Source organism: Gordonia sp. SID5947 (assembly GCF_009862785.1).
GTDB lineage: Bacteria > Actinomycetota > Actinomycetes > Mycobacteriales > Mycobacteriaceae > Gordonia.
In genome coordinates, this window is sequence record NZ_WWHU01000001.1 from 2,008,663 (window position 1) to 2,028,094 (window position 19,432).

13 protein-coding genes and 3 pseudogenes are annotated in these 19,432 nt (G+C 66.4%); 2 read left to right on the forward strand and 14 right to left on the reverse strand.

Annotation, left to right across the window (positions count from 1 at the left end; genetic code table 11):
• Positions 1–13 precede the first annotated feature (13 nt).
• The 6 genes and pseudogenes from GTV32_RS09300 to GTV32_RS09325 all read right to left on the reverse strand — a co-directional run bounded on the left by GTV32_RS09300 (position 14) and on the right by GTV32_RS09325 (position 7,941).
• Positions 14–1,644, reverse strand: a pseudogene (locus GTV32_RS09300) (AMP-binding protein).
• Between the two features lie 68 nt (positions 1,645–1,712).
• The gene (locus tag GTV32_RS09305) at positions 1,713–2,615 is read right to left on the reverse strand and encodes a CoA ester lyase (protein WP_161059971.1); all 903 of its coding nucleotides are present in this window, start codon (positions 2,613–2,615) and stop codon (positions 1,713–1,715) included.
• 2 nt (positions 2,616–2,617) lie between these two features.
• Positions 2,618–3,118, reverse strand: a complete 501-nt coding sequence (locus GTV32_RS09310) for a MaoC family dehydratase (protein ID WP_161059973.1) — start codon at positions 3,116–3,118, stop codon at positions 2,618–2,620.
• On the reverse strand, positions 3,115–4,260 hold the full coding sequence (locus GTV32_RS09315) for an acyl-CoA dehydrogenase family protein (protein WP_161059975.1): 1,146 nt from the start codon (positions 4,258–4,260) through the stop codon (positions 3,115–3,117). Before GTV32_RS09315 ends, GTV32_RS09310 begins: the two co-directional genes overlap by 4 nt.
• The gene (locus GTV32_RS09320) at positions 4,260–6,320 is read right to left on the reverse strand and encodes a biotin carboxylase N-terminal domain-containing protein (protein WP_161059977.1); all 2,061 of its coding nucleotides are present in this window, start codon (positions 6,318–6,320) and stop codon (positions 4,260–4,262) included. The genes GTV32_RS09315 and GTV32_RS09320 overlap by 1 nt, the downstream gene beginning before the upstream one ends.
• Before the next feature lie 4 nt (positions 6,321–6,324).
• Positions 6,325–7,941 carry a carboxyl transferase domain-containing protein gene (locus GTV32_RS09325; RefSeq protein WP_161059979.1) on the reverse strand — a complete coding sequence of 539 codons (1,617 nt, stop codon included), beginning with the start codon at positions 7,939–7,941 and terminating at the stop codon, positions 6,325–6,327.
• 230 nt (positions 7,942–8,171) lie between these two features.
• Between GTV32_RS09325 and GTV32_RS09330 the strand changes: the two are divergent.
• Positions 8,172–11,809: pseudogene (locus GTV32_RS09330) on the forward strand (indolepyruvate ferredoxin oxidoreductase family protein).
• Between the two features lie 121 nt (positions 11,810–11,930).
• Here the strand turns inward: GTV32_RS09330 and GTV32_RS09335 are convergent.
• From GTV32_RS09335 to GTV32_RS09350, 4 genes and pseudogenes are all read right to left on the reverse strand, one after another.
• A pseudogene (locus GTV32_RS09335) lies at positions 11,931–12,562 on the reverse strand (TetR/AcrR family transcriptional regulator).
• Between the two features lie 43 nt (positions 12,563–12,605).
• Positions 12,606–13,226 carry a nitroreductase family protein gene (locus GTV32_RS09340; RefSeq protein WP_161059981.1) on the reverse strand — a complete coding sequence of 207 codons (621 nt, stop codon included), beginning with the start codon at positions 13,224–13,226 and terminating at the stop codon, positions 12,606–12,608.
• A gap of 122 nt (positions 13,227–13,348) precedes the next feature.
• Positions 13,349–13,747 carry an NUDIX domain-containing protein gene (locus tag GTV32_RS09345; protein WP_343287265.1) on the reverse strand — a complete coding sequence of 133 codons (399 nt, stop codon included), beginning with the start codon at positions 13,745–13,747 and terminating at the stop codon, positions 13,349–13,351.
• Positions 13,744–15,192, reverse strand: coding sequence for an acetyl-CoA carboxylase carboxyltransferase subunit alpha/beta (locus GTV32_RS09350; RefSeq protein WP_161059985.1), 1,449 nt, complete (start codon positions 15,190–15,192; stop codon positions 13,744–13,746). The genes GTV32_RS09345 and GTV32_RS09350 overlap by 4 nt, the downstream gene beginning before the upstream one ends.
• Before the next feature lie 120 nt (positions 15,193–15,312).
• On the opposite strand from GTV32_RS09350, the gene GTV32_RS09355 reads away from it, so the two are divergent.
• Positions 15,313–15,789: an SRPBCC family protein gene (locus GTV32_RS09355; RefSeq protein WP_161059987.1), complete on the forward strand. Its 477-nt coding sequence runs from the start codon at positions 15,313–15,315 to the stop codon at positions 15,787–15,789.
• On the opposite strand, the gene GTV32_RS09360 is transcribed toward GTV32_RS09355, so the two are convergent.
• From GTV32_RS09360 to sucC, 4 genes are all read right to left on the reverse strand, one after another.
• On the reverse strand, positions 15,777–16,241 hold the full coding sequence (locus GTV32_RS09360) for an RDD family protein (protein WP_161059989.1): 465 nt from the start codon (positions 16,239–16,241) through the stop codon (positions 15,777–15,779). The genes GTV32_RS09355 and GTV32_RS09360 overlap by 13 nt on opposite strands.
• Positions 16,234–16,920, reverse strand: a complete 687-nt coding sequence (locus GTV32_RS09365) for a hypothetical protein (protein ID WP_161059991.1) — start codon at positions 16,918–16,920, stop codon at positions 16,234–16,236. The genes GTV32_RS09360 and GTV32_RS09365 overlap by 8 nt, the downstream gene beginning before the upstream one ends.
• A gap of 83 nt (positions 16,921–17,003) precedes the next feature.
• Positions 17,004–17,894, reverse strand: a complete 891-nt coding sequence (gene sucD, locus GTV32_RS09370) for a succinate--CoA ligase subunit alpha (protein ID WP_161059993.1) — start codon at positions 17,892–17,894, stop codon at positions 17,004–17,006.
• An 11-nt stretch (positions 17,895–17,905) separates the two neighbouring features.
• On the reverse strand, positions 17,906–19,069 hold the full coding sequence (gene sucC / locus GTV32_RS09375; protein ID WP_161059995.1) for an ADP-forming succinate--CoA ligase subunit beta: 1,164 nt from the start codon (positions 19,067–19,069) through the stop codon (positions 17,906–17,908).
• Between the last annotated feature and the right edge of the window lie 363 nt (positions 19,070–19,432).

The following is a 19,432-nucleotide window of genomic DNA, read 5'->3' on the forward strand; positions in this document are numbered from 1 at the left end:
CGCTCGCCTCGTCTCACAACCCGAGGATGTCGACTGCTTCGGCACGCATCTGCACCTTGCGCACCTTGCCCGTCACCGTCATCGGGAATTCCTCGACCACATGCACATATCGCGGGATCTTGTGCCGGGCGATCTTGCCGGCAGCGAACGCATGCAGATCGTCTTTCGTGAAATCGGTTGCGCCGTCCCGCAACCGAATCCAGGCCATCAATTCCTCGCCGTACCTGTCGTCGGGCACGCCGATGACCTGTGCGTCGAGGATGTCGGGGTGGGTGTAGAGGAATTCCTCGATCTCCCGGGGGTAGATGTTCTCACCCCGCGGATCACCATGTCCTTGATCCTTCCGGTGATCCGGACGTATCCGTTGTCGTCCATCACGGCGAGGTCACCGGTGTGCATCCAACCCTCGGCGTCGAGTGCGTCGGCGGTCTTCTCCGGCTCGTTCCAGTAGCCCTTCATCACCGAGTACCCCTTGGTGCAGAACTCACCGGTCTCGCCGCGTGCCAACGTGTCGCCCGTACCCGGGTCGACGACCTTGATCTCGAGATGTGGACCGACCCGTCCGACCGTGGCCACCCGCAGCTCGAGGGGATCGTCCACCCGGGTCTGGGTGGAGACCGGCGAGGTCTCGGTCATGCCATAACAGATCGACACCTCGCTCATGTGCATCCGCTCGACGACCTGGCGCATCACGTGTTCCGGACACGGGGAACCGGCCATGATTCCGGTCCGCAGGCTCGACAGGTCGAAACCCGCTGCCCCGCCGGCCTCGTCGAGAAGAGCGAGCTCCGCGATGAACATCGTCGGAACCCCGTAGAGGCTGGTACAGCGATATTCCGACACCGCGGCCAGCGTGGCCCTCGGGTCGAACGCCGGCGCCGGAATGACCATGGCGGCGCCGTGGCTGGTGGCCGCGAGGTTGCCCATCACCATGCCGAAGCAGTGGTAGAACGGCACCGGCAGACAGATCCGATCGTCCTCGGTGTAGTCGAGCAGCTCTCCCACCAGGTAACCGTTGTTACCGATGTTGCGATGAGAAAGCGTGGCGCCCTTGGGGAATCCGGTGGTCCCCGAGGTGTACTGGATGTTGATGGCGTCGTCCGGCGACAGCGATCCCGCGATCTCCGCGACCCTGGCAGACTCGGCGGCGGTCGGCTCGGCCAGCATCCCCGCCCAGTCCGAGGACTCGAACAGAACGACCTCGCGGAGGTCGGGGCAGCGGGGCCGCGCGGCCGCGAGCATCGTCGCGTACGCGGAATCCTTGAACTGTTCGGCCGCGATCACCACGCTGGCGCCCGACTGTGCCAGCGCGTACTCGATCTCGTTCTGCCGGTAGGCGGGGTTGAGGTTGACCAGGATCGCACCGACCTCGGCCGTCGCGTACTGGGTCAAGACCCACTCGAACCGGTTGGGCGACCAGAGCCCTACGCGATCACCGGGATCCACCCCGCGACGGACCAGCCCCGCAGCAAGTGCCCGCACATCGTGGAGGAACTCGGTGTACGTCCACTGCCGCCCGGCAGCGGCATCGATGAGCGCGACGTTGTCACCGAACGCCGCCGCCGTTCGGGCCAGCGTCGCGCCGATCGTCTCGGTCAGCAGATCCGGGCTGTCCTCGCCCCGCGAATATGCCGGTTCGGTCATGATCGGGCTCCGATTCCTTTTCGGCCGCGTCAGCGGCGTTCCTTCTCGGCCGCGCCAGCGGCGTTCTCTCAATGGTGCTCGGTAGATGACGAGTCCTCATCGGACTCCGGGACGCCCTGGGTGGCAACGACTCTCGCCAGCACCACCTCGGCCTGCCGCAACACCGGGCCGTCGATCATCTGTCCGTCGATGCTGAACACCCCACCCTGGTATTCGGCGGAGCCCTCCACCACGCGCTGCGCCCAGCGGACTTCCTCCTCCGACGGTCGATACCCGTCGCGGATGTAGGGCACCTGCGAAGGGTGGATACATGCCGTCGCGGTGTAACCCAACGCGACCGCATCGCGGACCTCGGAGATGAGCCCCGCGATGTCCGGGATGTCGAGGTGGACGGAGTCCACCGCGAACTTGCCATGGGCCGCAGCCGCGATCCTCGTCGACGAACGAACCCACCGGGCCACGTCACGGTACGAACCGGGCCGCTCCTCGTCCGGCCCGAACCGGCTCGATTTGCCACCCAGACCGGCGACCAGATCCTCGGCACCCCACATCAGCCCGATGCAGTTCACGGCGGCGGCGATCTCGTGGGCACGGGTCGCACCCAGCGGGGTCTCGATGAGCGCGATGGTCTGCAGCGCGGTGTCGATGATGGAGTCGACGTCTTCGGCCTTGGCCTGCATCACCACCCGATAGTTGGTGTCGCCGATGGCCGCCAGATCGCGGCGATAGTCGCCCGTGCCCGCCGGATTGATCCGGACGATCGTGCGACCCGGGTCGAGCGGGTTGGCCACGAGCGCCTCACGCGCCGCCACGCGGTTCTCGGGTGAGACGGCGTCCTCGAGGTCGATGATCACCACGTCCGCACGGTCGAGCGCTTTCTGATACCGCTCGGGGCGGTCCGCCGGGCAGAAAAGCATGGCGGGTCCCGGGGGTGTCCAGGCGTTGATCAATTGCGGGCTGTCGAAATTCATCACTACTCCACTGGCTTCTTTCGCACCAGCGTGGCCCGTGCGGCGCGCGCAACGACCTCGCCGTGCTGATTGCGTCCGATGTGGGTCAAGTTCACCACGCCTTCGCCGGGACGTGACTTCGATTCCCGCCTACCCGTGCATTCGGTCTCGGCGTATAGGGTGTCGCCCGCGAACAACGGCGCGGGAAACGCCACCTCGCTGAAACCCAGATTCGCGACGAGGGTGCCCTGCGTCAGCTGCGAGACCGACAACCCGACGATGGTCGACAGCGTGAACATCGAGTTGATCAGCCGCTGACCACCGAATCCGGGCTGTTCCGCCGACCACGCCGCGTCCAGATGCAAGGCCTGGGTGTTCATCGTGAGCGTGGTGAACAGCACGTTGTCCGCCTCGGTGACGGTGCGACCGGGCCGATGTTCGTAGAGGGTCCCTTCTGCGAACTCGTCGAACCACAGGCCGCGCTGGACGATGCGGGCTGCCGGGCCGACGCGCTCCTCACTCATGCGAACCCCAGTTCCCGTGCGATCAGCATCAACTGGACCTCGGTGGTGCCCTCCCCGATCTCGAGGATCTTGGAGTCGCGGTAGTGCCGGGCCACCGGGTATTCGTTCATGAAGCCGTAGCCGCCGTGGATCTGAGTGGCCATCCGCGCATTGTCCATCGCCGCCTCGCTGGAGATCATCTTCGCGATCGACGCCTCCTTCTTGAAGGGTTCTCCGGCCAGCATCTTGGCCGCCGCGTCGTAATAGGCGGTGCGGGCGACATGCGCTCGGGCCTCCATCCGCGCGATCGCGAACGACACCGACTGGTACTCACCGATGGGTTTGCCGAAGGATTGGCGTTCCTTGGCGTACTTCACACTCTCGTCCACACAGCCCTGTGCGACACCTGTCGCGAGTGCGGCGATCGCGATCCGCCCCTCGTCGAGGATCGACAGGAAGTTCGCGTAACCGCGGCCACGTTCACCCAAGAGGTTCTCGGTGGGCACGCGGGCGTCGACAAAGCTGAGCGGATGGGTGTCCGAGGCATTCCAGCCGACCTTGTTGTACGCGGGTTCGGCGGTGAAACCCGGCGTGTCGGACGGCACGATGATCGTCGAGATCTCTTTGCGCCCGTTGTCTTTCGAACCGGTCACGGCGGTGACCGTCACCAACGAGGTGATATCGGTTCCGGAGTTGGTGATGAACTGCTTGCCGCCGTTGATGATCCACGAGTCACCGTCGTCCTTCGCGGTTGTCGCGGTGGCTCCGGCGTCAGAACCGGCGCCCGGCTCGGTGAGCCCGAAGCCCGCAAGGGCCCGGCCCGAGGTGAGGTCTGGCAGCCAGCGTTGCTTCTGCTCCTCGGTGCCGAACCGATAGATCGGCATCGCACCGAGGCCCACACCGGCCTCGAGCGTGATGGCGACGGATTGGTCGACCTTGCCGAGTTCCTCGAGGGCGAGCGCCAGGGCGAAGTAGTCGCCGCCCATCCCGCCGTACTCCTCGTCGAACGGCAGCCCGAACAGCCCCATCTGCCCCATCTGCGCGACGACCTCGTAGGGAAAGCTGTGCTCCTCATCGTGTTTCGCCGCGACAGGCGCAACCACGGAGCGGGCGAAGTCGCGAACGCTGTGGATGAGGTCGGTGTACTCCTGACTGAGTTCCATCAGTTCTCCTTGTCGATCGATTCGCTCGCAGCGGACTCCACATGCGCGAGTGCCTGGCCGGCCGCGACCTTGTCGCCGACCTTTGCCGAGACCGCGACCACTCCGTCGATCGGAGCGGTCAACGTGTGTTCCATCTTCATCGCCTCGACGACGACGATCGGGCTGCCCGCCGAGACCGTGTCCCCCGCGGCGGCCCGGACCGCGACCACCGTGCCCGGCATCGGGCTGAGGATCTCGCCCGCATGTTCGTCGGCGGCTTCGTCGAGCAGGGTGCGCGCGAGGTCGAGCAGCCACGTGCCACGTGGCCCCGCCACCCACCACGTCCCGTCGACCTCGGCCTTCGACCACAGCTGGCTGACCCCGTCGACGATGAGTCGACGGCTTTCGTTGTCGCCATTCGTGATCCGACGGTATTCGACGGCCGCGCGCCACGGTTCCCGGTCATCATCGTAGGTCACCGTCGCGTGACCGACGATCGCATCGGCCGACGCCGACCGCACCTCGATGGCAACCGTGAAATGATCCGAGCCGCTGACCAGACGGGTCACCACGGGCGCGGCCTCGCCGATCCGCCAGCCCACGGCGGACTGCCACACGTCTGCGCCGTCGCGGGGCCCGATGCGCGCGACCCCGGCCAGGACCAGGGCCTCCGGAACCGGGGCCGGCGCCGAGTAATCGCGGACGAGTCGGTCGAGGAGTTCGGTGTCGAGCTCCGCCTCGCGAACGGACCGCTGGGCGAGCACGTGGCGACAGAAGTCGATGTTGGTCACCACGCCGAGCACGTGGGTGTGGGCGAGAGCTTGGTCGAGACGTTCGAGCGCCTCTTCCCTGTCGCTGCCGTGCGCGACGATCTTGGCGAGCATCGGATCGTAGTCGCTGCCCACCACCAGCCCTTCGGCCATCGCCGAATCGACTCGAATCCCGTTGCCCGGACGTGAGTCCGGGTGGACGAGACCGGCAATGGTCCCGCCGGTGGGCAAGAACTCGTGTGCCGGGTCCTCGGCGTATACGCGCGCCTCGATGGCGTGCCCGTTCATCACGATGTCGTCCTGCGCGAGGGTGAGAGCCTCGCCTCTCGCCACCCGGATCTGCTGTTCCACCAGGTCGACACCGGTGACGAGTTCGGTCACCGGGTGCTCGACCTGCAGACGGGTGTTCATCTCCATGAAGAAGAACGAGTCCGGCCGATGGGCCGAGACGATGAACTCGACGGTGCCCGCACCGGTGTAACCGACACTGCGCGCGGCATCGCATGCCGCAGCGCCTATCCGGGCACGCGTCTCGTCGTCGAGCAGGGCCGACGGCGCCTCCTCGATCACTTTCTGGTGGCGGCGCTGCAGCGAGCACTCGCGCTCCCCCAGATGGATCACGTTGCCGTGCTCGTCGGCGAGCACCTGCACCTCAATGTGGCGCGGCGTGTCCACGAAGTGTTCCAGGAACAAGGTGTCGTCGCCGAAGGCGGAGCCGGCCTCACGGCGAGCACGTTCGAGCGCGGCCGGGAGATCCGCGGCGTTCTCGACGCGGTGCATACCTTTTCCGCCGCCGCCGGCGCTCGGCTTGATCAGGACCGGGAAGCCGATGTCGGGGGCGGCTGCGATCAGGTCGTCGTCGGTGAGACCGGGACGCGACAGACCCGGGACCACCGGGACATCGCGCTCGGTGACCGCCGCGCGTGCGGTGATCTTGTCGCCCATCGTCGCGATCGCGTCCACCGGCGGACCGATGAACACGAGGCCGGCACCGGCCAATGCCGCGGCGAACTTCTGGTTCTCCGAGAGGAATCCGTAACCGGGATGGACCGCATCGGCGCCGGAATCCTGCGCCGCGCGCACCACCGCATCGATGTTCAGGTAACTCTCTGCCGCAGGCGCCGGTCCGATCCTAACTGCCACGTCGGCCTCTCGGACGTGCCGCGCATCGGCGTCGGCGTCCGAATAGACGGCGATACTCCGGATACCCATCCGGCGCAGGGTGTCGATCACACGGCAGGCGATCTCGCCACGATTGGCGACCAGCACACTGCGGATCTGCCGGGTTTCTGGAAAGTTGTTGTCGGTCATGTGATCACATCCGGAAGACGCCGTAGCGCGGGTCGTTGAGCGGGGAATGGCGACAGGCCTCCAGAGCCAGGCCAAGGGCTGTGCGGGTCTGTGCCGGATCGATGATCCCGTCGTCCCACAGCCGTGCAGTCGAGTAGTAGGCGTCGGCCTGTCGCTCGAACTGCTCACGGATCGGCGCCTTGAACGACTCCTCGTCCTCGGCCGCCCATTCGCCGCCCGATCGCTCGACCTGGTTGCGGCGCACCGTGGCCAGCGTGTCGGCGGCCTGCGGTCCGCCCATCACCGAGATGCGGGCATTGGGCCACATCCACAGAAAGCGCGGCGAATACGCCCGACCGCACATCGAATAGTTGCCGGCACCGAACGAGCCGCCGACCATCACGGTCAGTTTGGGCACCCGCGCACACGCAACGGCGTTGACCATCTTTGCACCGTTCTTGGCGATGCCGCCCTCCTCGTAGGCGCGCCCGACCATGAAGCCGGTGATGTTCTGCAAAAAGACCAGGGGGATTCGCCGCTGGTCACAGAGTTCGATGAAATGTGCTCCTTTGAGCGCGGATTCGCTGAACAACACACCGTTGTTCGCGACGAATCCGACGGGATGCCCGTGGACGTGGGCGAAGGCGGTGACCAGCGTTGTGCCGTAGTTGGCCTTGAACTCTGTGTATTCACCTGCATCACTGAGGATCTCGATGACCTCGCGCACGTCGTAGGGTGTCCGCGAATCGGTCGGGACCACGTCGTAGATGTCGGTCTGCGGACGTTTCGGCTCACGCGGAGCGATCGTCTCCCATTGCGCGGGGTCACGAGGGCCGAGGGTGGCGACGATCTCGCGCACCTTGGCCAGGGCCTGCTCGTCATTGTCCACCAGATGGTCGGTGACGCCGGAGATCGACGAGTGCATCGCACCGCCGCCGAGTTCCTCCGCGGTCACGTCCTCGCCGGTGGCGGCCTTCACCAGCGGCGGCCCGGCCAGGAAGATCGTTCCCTGGTTGCGCACGATGACCGTCTCGTCGCTCATGGCAGGCACATACGCTCCGCCTGCCGTCGAGGAGCCCAGGACCGCTGCGATCTGCGGAATGCCCGCCGCGCTCATCGTCGCCTGGTTGTAGAAGATCCGGCCGAAATGATCCCGATCGGGGAACACCTCGTCCTGCTGCAGGAGCATGGCGCCGCCCGAGTCGACCAGGTAGATGCAGGGCAACCGATTGGCCGCGGCGATCTCCTGAGCGCGCAGGTGTTTCTTCACCGTCATCGGGTAGTACGTGCCGCCGGACACCGTCGCGTCGTTGGCGACGATCATGCATTCGCGTCCAGCGACCCGACCCACGCCCGCGACCACGCCCGCCGACGGGACGCGGTCGTCGTACATACCTGTCGCGGCGAGCGGGGCGACCTCCAGGAATGGCGAGCCGACGTCGAGAAGACCGTCCACACGGTCGCGGGGCAGGAGCTTGCCGCGGGAGATGTGCCGATCGCGTGCCTTGTCGCCACCCCCGCGCCGCGCGACGGCGAGAAGCTCCCGAAGACGCGCGACATTGCCGAGATGGGCACCACGGGAGCCGACCGACTCCTCGTCGGATGCGCCGGCGGCTTCTGTGCTGAACGTACTGGTCACCATCGACCTTTCAGTTAGTGGTGATTAACTGAAGCGCATCGTACGTCAGGCCGGTGCGACTTGTCACGCACCGGTTCCGACGCTCATCACATTCTCGCAGCCGACGTGACGCGGCTCACGAAATTTCGTACTGTGGAATCAGGCCCACCACCCACGGGCCGCACCACCGACGCCCGCGACGCCACCACCCACCGGCTTCGCGGACCGACATATGAAGAAGGCCAGGTAACCCCATGACCCTCGCAGACGACCGCGCACGCCGAGCAGACGCGCACACCGCCGCCGGTTCCCGCAACACCCCGATTCCCGGGGGAGCGACGTTCTCGCTCGACGACCGCTATACACGCGAGTCGGGCACCATCTACCTCACCGGCATCCAGGCCCTGGTACGGATGGTCCGCGACCGCGCTCGCATCGATCGATTGCAGAATCTGCGCACCGCCTCCTTCATCTCCGGATACGAGGGATCTCCACTGGCCGGCTACGACCTCGAGATCGCCCGTCGCCGTGCCTACCTCGACCCCTACGACATCGTCCACCGGCCGGGTCTCAACGAGGAGATCGCCGCGACCTCGGTGATGGGCTCTCAGGTGGCCGGGCAGGTCGCCGCCCTCCGTGACGCGTCCTGGTCCCTGCCGACCGAGCACCCGAACGACCACCGACCCCTGAGGAACGAGCCTGCGAGTGTCACGAAGGGCCAACTCGACGGCGTGGTCGGCTATTGGTACGGCAAGGCCCCCGGCCTCGACCGCGCGACCGATGCGTTGCGGCATGCGAACCTGATCGGGACCCACCCCTCCGGTGGCGCGGTCGCGCTCGTCGGCGACGACCCGGGCGCGAAGAGCTCGACGGTTCCGTGCGCGTCGGAGATGGCACTTGCCGACCTGTACATGCCGATCCTGTATCCGGCCGATTCCCAGGACATTCTCGATCTCGGTGTGCATGCCGCGGTGATGAGTCGCGCCAGCGGACTGTGGACGGCGATGAAGATCTCCGCTCATGTCGCCGACGGCGCCTCCACAGCCGTGGTGGACCCCGCGCGGATCATGCCGGTCTACGGAGACCTCGGCGCGAGTCCGCACGTTCCCAGCGGTCGCCTCCTGGGCGCGAACCTGATGGAGCTGGAACAGAATCAGCTCACCACCCGCATCCCACGGGCCCTCGAGTACGCACGTCTCAACGGGCTCAATCGGATCACCGTGTCAAGTCCCGACGACCGCATCGGCATCGTCGCGGCCGGAAAGACCTATCTCGACCTCCGCGAGGCGTTGCGACTGATCGGGATCACCGACGACGACCTACGCAGACTCGGGGTCCGCATCCTGAAGCTCGGCATGGTGTACCCGATCGAGCGCGACATCCTGAACCGCTTCATGTTCGACACCGTCACCGGCGACCTCGACGAGGTGATCGTGATCGAGGAGAAGCGCGACTTCATCGAGACGATGATGCGCGACATCCTCTTCCGCCACCCGCGGGCCCCACAGATCGTCGGCAAGACCAATGAGGACGGCTCGACATTGTTCTCGCGGTTCGGTGAGCTCGACGTCGACGCGGTCGCCCGTGGCCTCGCCTCGAGACTCGCGCATCACCATCACATCGACGCCGCTCAGGACTGGCTCGACCGCAAGTCGCGGCGACGAGGCCGGATCGAGTTGCCGCTGGCCGTCCGCACCCCCTACTTCTGCTCGGGCTGCCCGCACAACAGCTCGACGAAGGTATCCGACGACACGCTGGTGGGAGCCGGGATCGGTTGCCACGCCATGGTCCTGCTGATGGATCCCCGTCAGGTCGGCGACATCGCCGGCGTCACCCAGATGGGTGGCGAGGGCGCGCAATGGCTGGGCATGGCCCCATTTGTGACCGCCGACCATTTCGTCCAGAACGTCGGCGACGGGACCTTCATGCATTCGGCGTCGCTCGCGCTCCGCGCGGCGGTGGCGGCCGGCGAGAACATCACCTACAAGTTGCTGTACAACGGCACGGTCGCGATGACAGGTGGTCAGGATCCGGTGGGTGCCATGGGTCTGCCGCGTCTCACGTCGTTGCTGATCGACGAGGGCGTCTCGCGAATCGTCGTGACCACCGACGATCCCCGGCGCACCAGGGCTCTCGGTCTCCCGGGGAGCGTCGTGGTTCGGCACCGGGACGAGATGCTCGACGTACAAACCGAACTCGCGGCGGTTCCGGGTGTGACCGTGTTGATCCACGATCAGCATTGCGCTGCCGAGAAGCGACGTAAGCGCAAGCGCGGCACCGTCGAGACCCCGAATCAGCGGGTGATGATCAATGAACGCATCTGTGAGGGCTGCGGTGACTGTGGCGAGAAGTCGAACTGCCTGTCCGTGCACCCGGTCGAGACCGAGTTCGGACGCAAGACCCGGATCGACCAGAGCTCTTGCAATCTCGACTTCTCCTGCCTCAAGGGTGACTGTCCGTCCTTTGTGACCGTCACGCCGGGAACACGGCGCGCGGGCGTTCGTGCCGACGACCTCGCGGCTTCGGCACTGCCGAAGCCGATCGAGCCCGAGCTCCGTGACTCATTCACCCTGCGGGTCACCGGGATCGGCGGCACCGGTGTGGTGACCGTCTCACAAGTACTCGCCACCGCGGCGGTACTGGATGGGCACGCTGCCCGTACCGTGGACATGACCGGCCTCGCCCAGAAGGGCGGTGCGGTGGTGAGCGACGTGAAGGTGTCGCCCGGAGCCGTCGAACAGGCCGCCAAGGTCGCCTCCGACGATTGCGACCTGTACCTCGCGTGCGATCCGCTGGTCGGCACCGACCCTGCCAATCTGAAGGTCGCGGCACCGGAGAAGACGGTTGCCGTGGTCTCGACCACCCAGATCCCCACGGGGGCAATGATCATCGACACCTCTGTCGGTTTTCCGGCCGCCGCTCAGGTTCACTCCGCGATCGACGCCGCGGTGTCGCGTGCGGTCTATCTCGACCCCGGCGCATTGTCGACGGGACTGTTCGGTGACGAGCAATACGCGAACATGATGATGGTGGGCGCGGCATACCAGGCTGGGGCGCTGGCGATCTCGGCAGAGTCCGTGGAGCGGGCCATCGCACTCAACGGAGTCGCGGTCGACGCCAACACGCAGGCCTTTCGCCGGGGACGGCAGATCGTCGTCGATCCCGACGCGGTGACGAACACGCTCGCGACGCTGCACGGCTCGACATCGCCGGACATCGTCCCGAGCGCTCACGCCGTGGCCGCGGCCACCACGCTCGGCAGTGTCGACGTGGATCTCGCCCACGCGATCGCGGTCCGGTACGACGAGCTGGTCGCATACGCGGACGAGCGTTATGCGCGTGAGTATCTCGATGTGGTGGCCCGGGTGCACAGGAGCGCCCACGGCGACGGTCTCACCGGCGCCGTGGCGCGCAATCTCTACAAGCTGATGGCCTACAAGGACGAGTACGAGGTGGCCCGGCTGACGAGGGATGAGACTTTCGCGGCGCGTATCGCCGAGCAGTTCGGTGATGATGCCCAGGTCGCGGTCCGGCTGCATCCCCCACGCTGCGCCGCCTGGGGATGCGCGAGAAGATGTCACTCGGGGCATGGTCGACTCGGCCGCTCGCCGGCCTCGCGAAGATGAAACGACTGCGCGGAACCAAGCTGGACCCGTTCGGTCGCAACGAGATACGCCGCACCGAACGAGAACTCATCGTCGAGTACCGCGAAATCGTCGAGCTGATCCTCGCCGGCCTCGCGAACGGCCGGATCCGCGTCGAACAGCTTCCCGCAGCGATCGCCCTCGCCGACCTGCCGGACATGGTCCGCGGCTACGAGAGCATCAAGATGGCCAACGTCACGCGCTACCGCGAGGAGGTCGCAAGGCAGCGTGCCGCGCTGGGTATCTGACCGTGCGCACATGGGTCCCGATACGTTCCGTCGCCACGCTCCTGCATTACTCGGCCAACGGACAAACCGCCGCTCGAGTAGCCCGCAAGCGCAGCGAGCCGGCGTATCGAGACCCACGACCTCAGTTCGCCCGCAACGCCGCCCACGCCATTGCGCTGAGCACGGCACGCAGGCGCGCTTCCGGATAAGCCGGCAGCCGGGGGACGAGTTCAGCAGGCCGAATGTCGCATGGACCCGGACCCGGGCCTCCTCACGCGGTAGACCTTCGTGCCCCGACGTGGCCGCGACCGCGAGCAGGACATCAACCCATTGCTCCACATAGCGCCGCTGCAACGAACGGACCCGATGGTTGGCTGCCGCGGTCATCGACGACAGATCGCGGTCTTGCACGGCGATCAGATCCGGCTTGGTGACCAGGACGTCGATGTGGAATCGGATGAGATTCCGCAGCGTCTGATCCGGCCCGCCGCCGTCGTCGACAACCTCCGCGCCCCCGTCGTGCAGGCGCTGGCTGATGTCGACCAACATCTGATCGAGCAGATCGGTCTTCGACGTGAAGTGCCGATACATGGCCGGTCCACTCACGCCGACCGCTCGCCCGATGTCCTCGAGCGTCACCCCGGCAAAACCGCGTTCGGCCATCAGTCGCGCGGCGGCCTCGAGCAGTTCGGCGCGCCGAGCCGCCTTCGCCTGGCCACGACGGGTACGGGCCGCTGGTGGCTCCGGAGACGGTGTCGACGACGAGGTGGGCATGATGAGTTCGCACTCTACCGCCGCATCGGACGCGCCACGCTGCTCACCAGCCGTTGACGTGCAGGATGTCGTCGAGGGGTTTACGGCCTGCCGGCTTGAAGTCGGTGCCCGTGTAGTACGCGACGGGCAGCAGCACCCCCTGGTGGACGGAGTCCGGGATGCCGAGGAGATCGGCGACCTCACGTTCGTAGGTGAGATGCAGCGTCGTCCAAGCCGATCCCAAACCGCGAGCACGCAGCGCCAGCTGGAGACTCCACGCGCCCGGCAGCAACGAACCCCAGACGCCCGCCTGGTTGCCCGACGGGAGTTCACCGCCGGTGTAGATCGCCCCGATCACCAGGACCGGAACCTCACCCATCGTGTCGGCCAGGTACTGAGCGCTCGACGCGACGCGACGAGCGGTGTCGTCGGCGCGGGGCTGATTTGCCGAATAGGCGGCGAACGACTTGGCGTACAGGTCGGCGACCTTCTGCTTGACGTCGGGATCGGTCAGCACGATCCAGTGCCAGGTCTGACTGTTGCTGCCGGTCGGCGCCTGAAGCGCCACCTCGAGCGCCTCCTTGACGATCTCCAGCGGCACCGGACGTTCCAGGTCGAGTCGCTTGCGCACCGAGCGGGTGGTGCTGAGCAGTTCGTCGGGGTCAAGGGGTAACAGGTCCGTCATGCGATCTCCTCGATAGTCGGTAAGAGCCGGTCGTCCTTCTCGAGACCATTCTCCAGCTTGGCCGTCCGAACGTGGCTTGTCGATGTAGGCGCCGGATGAAGCGAGATGACACGGTCCGGCCCTCAGCGAAGCAGACCATGCCGACCGAGGTGCTCGAGTAACCCATCGGTCAACGGCAGCAGGTCGAGTTCGTGCGCTGCCACCCATCGGGCATCTGCTGCGTCATCTCCGGCTCGCAGCGTGCCCGAACGATACTCGGCAACGAAATCGTGGACCTCGTACATCACATCGTCGTCCCCGGGGATGTCGACAACCCATGCCTGCCTGCCCACCTCGACGACGAGGCCGGTCTCCTCCTCGACCTCGCGCGCGACCGCTTCGGGCAGCGTCTCCCCCGGTTCGACTTTCCCACCCGGGAAGGTCCAGCGTCCGGCCTGCGGCGGATGACGGCGCAGGACCAACAGCAGGCGGTCGCCGGAACCCCAGACAACCGCGCCGACCCCGACGACACGTCGGGTCACCGGCGCGCTCCCGGGACACGGGTGCGACTCGAGTCCGAACACCTCGGACCCGCCGCCAACTCCTGTGCGATCGCCGACCGCAGCCGGGTCATCCCGTCTGGCACCGTCATGTCGACGAGGACGTCGACGGTGCCGTCGGCGTAGAGGGCATACGAGGCGATCCCCTGGTCGGTCGCCAGCTGTGCCGCGTGGTCGGTGTCACGATGCACGATGATGCTGGCGCCTTCCGGCGGCAGCGGCGACAGCCACGCGTCCGTCGCCGCGATCCTGCGGTCGGCCGGAAACAGCGCGAGCGCTGCCCCACCGGCGCCCTGGCCGAGCAGAACCGAGATGGTCGGAACCGAGATCGAGACGAGTTCCGCTGTGCACCTGGCGATCTCAGTGGCCAAGCCGGATTCTTCGGCGGCCACCGACAATTCGGCGCCCGGGGTGTCGATCACGGTGACCACCGGCAAGTCCAGATCGGCGGCCAGGGCCATCCCGCGTCGCGCCACCCGGAGATCGGTCGGACCCAGCAGGTGACCGGCGGCCTGCGCACGGCGGTCATGTCCGATCACCACCGCCGGGTGTCCACCGAAACTGTGGAGCGCCAACCACAACGGCGCGTCGCCGCGGATCACCACGGCACCGTCGACCTCGAGGAGTTCGGTCAGTCCGGGCCGATCCGGCGCCCTGGTCGCGAGCACGGCGTCCCAGGCGGCGCAGCCCGGCGCGGAGACCGGAGCCGGCTCGGCGACCGCCAACCCGTGCACGTCCGCCGTCCCTTTCCGGGACAACACCGCGAGTGCTGCCCCGACAACGCCCGCGAGCTGGTCGGTCGGCACGACGGAATCCACCAAGCCGCGCCGGTGCAGATTCTCCGACGTCTGGACGTCTTCGGGAAATGGTTCCCCGTAGAGCCCCTCGTAGACACGGGGACCGAGAAAGCCGACAAGCGCGGACGGCTCCGCCCAGGTCACATGACCGAGGGACCCCCAGGAGGCGAAAACACCACCGGTCGTGGGGTGTCGGAGGTACACCAGGTAGGGCAGACCGGCCGCCTTGTGCGCGTTGACCGCGCCGGTGATGGCGACCATCTGCAGGAAGGCCGCGGTGCCCTCCTGCATCCTGGTCCCACCCGACGCGGGGAGAGCGAGCACCGGGATGCGCTCACGGGTCGCCCGCTCGATGGCGGCGACCACCCGGCTCCCCGCGGTGTGGCCGATCGACCCTCCGAGAAAGCCGAATTCGCTGATGACCATGGCCAATCGGTGCCCGGCGACCCGCCCCGAACCCGTGATCACCGACTCGTCACACCCGGTGCGCTCCCGGGCGCGGGCAAGCGACGACCGATAGTCCGGTTGGAGTGGCTCCCAGACGACGGGAGAGTCCCACGCCTCGAAAGTCCCCGGATCGACGACCGACGCGATCACTGCGGCGGCTACGGAATGCGGGTGATCGCTCACCCCTCCACCCTAATGCGCTGTGCGGACCGGTCGACCAATCGAAAACGAACGGCCCGGTCCGATGACCCTCGTGCCTGGTGACAGTCATAATCGCAGAACACCCAGCTGACAGGAGCCACCATGTCCGACTACACCGTGACGCGAACCGCCACGATCGCCGCGGCCCCGGAGCGGATCTATCCGCTCATCGCCGACTTCCACGAATGGAAGCGCTGGTCGCCGTGGGAGGGGCTCGACCCGGACCTCACGCGCGACCACGCCGGGGCGGCGAACGGGGTCGGCGCGAAGTACGGGTGGTCGGGAAACCGCAAGGCCGGCAAGGGCACCATGGAGATCACCGACGTCACCGAACCGACACGCGTCGCCGTCGCCGTCGCCTTCGAGAAGCCGATGAAGTCGACCAGCACCAGTGTGTTCACCCTCGCGCCCCGCGGCGCACAGACCGAGATCACCTGGACGATGACCGGCCCGCACTCGTTGTTCTCACGGATCGCCGGTCCGTTGGGGCTGTTCGACAAGCTGATCGGAAAGGACTTCGAAAAGGGTTTGGCCGCATTGAAATACGAAGCGGAGATCGCCCACGGTCAGCGCGAGTAGACCACGCGCGTCCGCAGCAGGATGTCGGCGACCGATCGACGACGCCGGTCCACCACCACCCACACCAACCCGATGGCAAAGAGCACACAGACCACGGCACGTAGCAGCGCACCGACCGGACGCATGCGATTTCCCTTGTGGTTCACCACGCGCAGACCCATCGCCACCGACCCGAGCGTGCGGCCCGACACCGCCCAGCACAGTGTCAGATAGGTGATCGACACGACGATGAAACCAGTCGCTGTGAACACCACATTGGGCTGCGGGAAGGAGAAGTCGCGAATGCTGAAGAGCAGTCGAACCATGGCGTAGCCGAGGTAGGCGCCGCTCAGCACCGCGAGCACCACCAGGAGGTCGAGAAACGCGGCCACGCCGCGGCTGACGATGCCAGCGCTCTTGCTGCTGTCGTGGATGACGGGCGGATGCGCGCGCGGATGCAGAGTGTCACTCATCGGCCGGCTCCTCCGGCGCGCGCCGCAACATCCGGCCGACGATCCCCGCCACCACGTCGTCGGCACGCTCACTGGTACTGCGCACATCTGTCATCACGTCAGAGGTCACCGAGGTGCTCGCCTCGCGGATGATGTCCGGCAGGTCGACACCCTCGATGATCTCGTTGGCCAAGCCGATGAGATCGACCCGATCCAGTATCGCGTCCACATCGATCCGCGCCGCGATCGCATCGATGTCGATGCCACCGGCGACCGCGTCCAGATCGACATTCGCCACCGCCGCATCGAGGTCGACCCGGTCGCGGATCACGGCGTCGAGATCGACACGGTCGAGGATCGCCTCGATGTCCAGACCCGCCGCGACCTCGTTCAGGTCGACGTTGTCCCGGACCAGGGTGGTGAGGTCGAGTTCGGCGACGATCGCGGAGACGACCACCGCGACAAGACCTCGCATGCGGTCGATGACGTCGGGAAGGGCATCGAGCACCTGCTCGCCGCCGACGGCCAGCCGATCGACTCCACGACGCCCGAGTGAACCGACCACCGGCAGACGCAGTCCGAAACGGATACCCGACATCGCGACGGCAGCCGATGCGACCGTCACGCGACCGGCGATCGCCACCGCCCCGGCCGCAGCCGCGACCAGTACCTCGCGCGGCACCTCATTGTCCTGGCCCACAGACGAATCGTAGACCCCGAAAGACCTGCGGCCGTTGTTCCCGGAAAAGGGAACAACGGCCGCAGATGTACGTCGCCGAGGGGTCAGAGGCTCTGATAGAGCTCCCGTGCCAGTTTGGCGGTCTCGCTCGGCGTCTTGCCGACCTTCACGCCTGCCGCCTCGAGGGCCTCCTTCTTGGCCTGCGCGGTGCCCGAGCTTCCGGACACGATCGCGCCTGCGTGGCCCATCGTCTTGCCTTCCGGCGCAGTGAATCCCGCGACGTATCCGACGACCGGCTTGGAAACGTTGGCCTTGATGTAGTCGGCCGCACGCTCTTCGGCGTCGCCGCCGATCTCACCGATCATCACGATGACCTTGGTCTCGGGATCCTTCTCGAACGCCTCGATGGCGTCGATGTGGGTGGTCCCGATGACCGGGTCACCGCCGATGCCGATGGCGGTGGAGAAGCCGATGTCACGCAGCTCGTACATCATCTGGTAGGTCAGTGTGCCCGACTTCGACACGAGGCCGATCGGTCCGTTGCCGGCGATGTTGGCCGGGGTGATGCCGACCAGCGACTCGCCCGGGGTGATGATGCCGGGGCAGTTCGGTCCGATGATGCGGGTCTTGTTGCCCTTGGACACGTTGTAGGCCCACGCGTATGCGCTGTCCTGCACCGGAATGCCCTCGGTGATGACCACCAGCAGCGGGATCTCGGCGTCGATCGCCTCGATGATCGCGTCCTTGGCGAACTTCGGCGGCACAAACGCGATGGAGACGTCCGCGCCGGTCTCCTTCATCGCCTCGGCCACCGAGCCGAACACAGGCAGCTCGACGCCGCCGTCGTGGCTCACCGTGGTGCCGGCCTTGCGCGCATTGACGCCGCCGACGATGTTGGTGCCCGCCTTGAGCATCAGGGCGGTGTGCTTGGTCCCTTCACCGCCGGTGATGCCCTGGACGATGACCTTGTTCTCTTTGTTCAGAAAGATCGACATGGCTCAATTCCTCACTTGCTCGCCAGTTCGGCGGCCTTGTCGGCGCCGGAGTCCATCGTTTCGGCGAGCGTCACCAGCGGGTGGTTCGCATCAGCCAGGATCTTGCGGCCTTCTTCGACCTTGTTGCCGTCCAGGCGAACAACCAGCGGCTTGTTGGCGTCGGAGCCCAACTTGTCCAGCGCACCGACGATTCCGTTGGCCACCGCGTCACACGCGGTGATACCGCCGAACACGTTGACGAACACGGACTTGACCTGGTCATCGCCCAGGATGACGTCGAGTCCGTTGGCCATCACCTCGGCCGAGGCACCGCCGCCGATGTCGAGGAAGTTGGCAGGCTTGACGCCCTTGTGGGCCTCGCCGGCGTAGGCGACGACGTCCAGGGTCGACATGACCAGTCCGGCACCGTTGCCGATGATGCCCACCTGACCGTCGAGCTTGACGTAGTTGAGGTCGTTCTCCTTGGCCTTGAGCTCCAGCGGATCGGTGGCCTCTTTGTCCTCGAAAGCCTCGTGCCCGGGCTGACGGAAGTCGGCGTTGGCGTCGAGGGTGACCTTGCCGTCCAGAGCCAGGATCTGATCGTCGGGGGTGCGCACCAGCGGGTTGACCTCCACCAGGAGAGCGTCCTCCTTGATGAACACCTCCCACAGCTTCTGGATGGTGACCGCTGCGGCGTCGAGCACCTCGGCGGGCAGTTTGCCCGCCTCGGCGATGCTGCGCGCGAACGCGAGGTCGACGCCCTTGACGGCGTCGACGGGGATCTTGGCGAGCGCGTCGGGGTTCTCCTCGGCGGTCACCTCGATCTCGACACCACCCTCCACCGAGCACATCGCCAGGTAGGTCCGGTTGGTGCGGTCGAGCAGGAAGGAGATGTAGTACTCCTCCGCGATGTCACTCGCCTCTGCGACCAGCAGCTTCTTGACGACGTGACCCTTGATGTCCAGTCCGAGGATCGACTCGGCATTCGCGACTGCGGCGTCGACGTCGGCGGAGTACTTCACGCCGCCCGCCTTGCCACGGCCACCGACCTTGACCTGGGCCTTGACCATCACCGGTTTGCCGATTTCCTCAGCAATCTCCCGTGCCCCGGCAACCGTGTCGGTAACGCGGCCGGCCGAGGTGGGCACCTCGTGCTTGGCGAAAAGTTCCTTCGCCTGGTATTCGAAGAGATCCATTCAGCTCACCATCTCGTAGGTTTGTCCGCAGAAGGATGTAACACCGCAGGGGTGTATTGCGGGCCATATCGGACTTTAAACCTGCCGCGTATGGCCCCTGTCGGCGCACCCGCCGCTTGTGCGACAGATCACTCGCTCGGGAGACGCGGGCGACACTTCTCGCCCGCCTGACCGGCACGGGCGGGCACGTGATTTCATGGACCGGATACATGAGCACGATCGCGCACTTCTTTACCGAAATGAATCTCGAGTTCATCTCAGCGCGAGTCGTTGGCACCCGGCGGTGATGCAGCTCACATAACGCCGGGTTTCTTGCTCCCAGCGTTGGACTTGCCGCAATCAATTCGTTACCGTCGGCTGTCA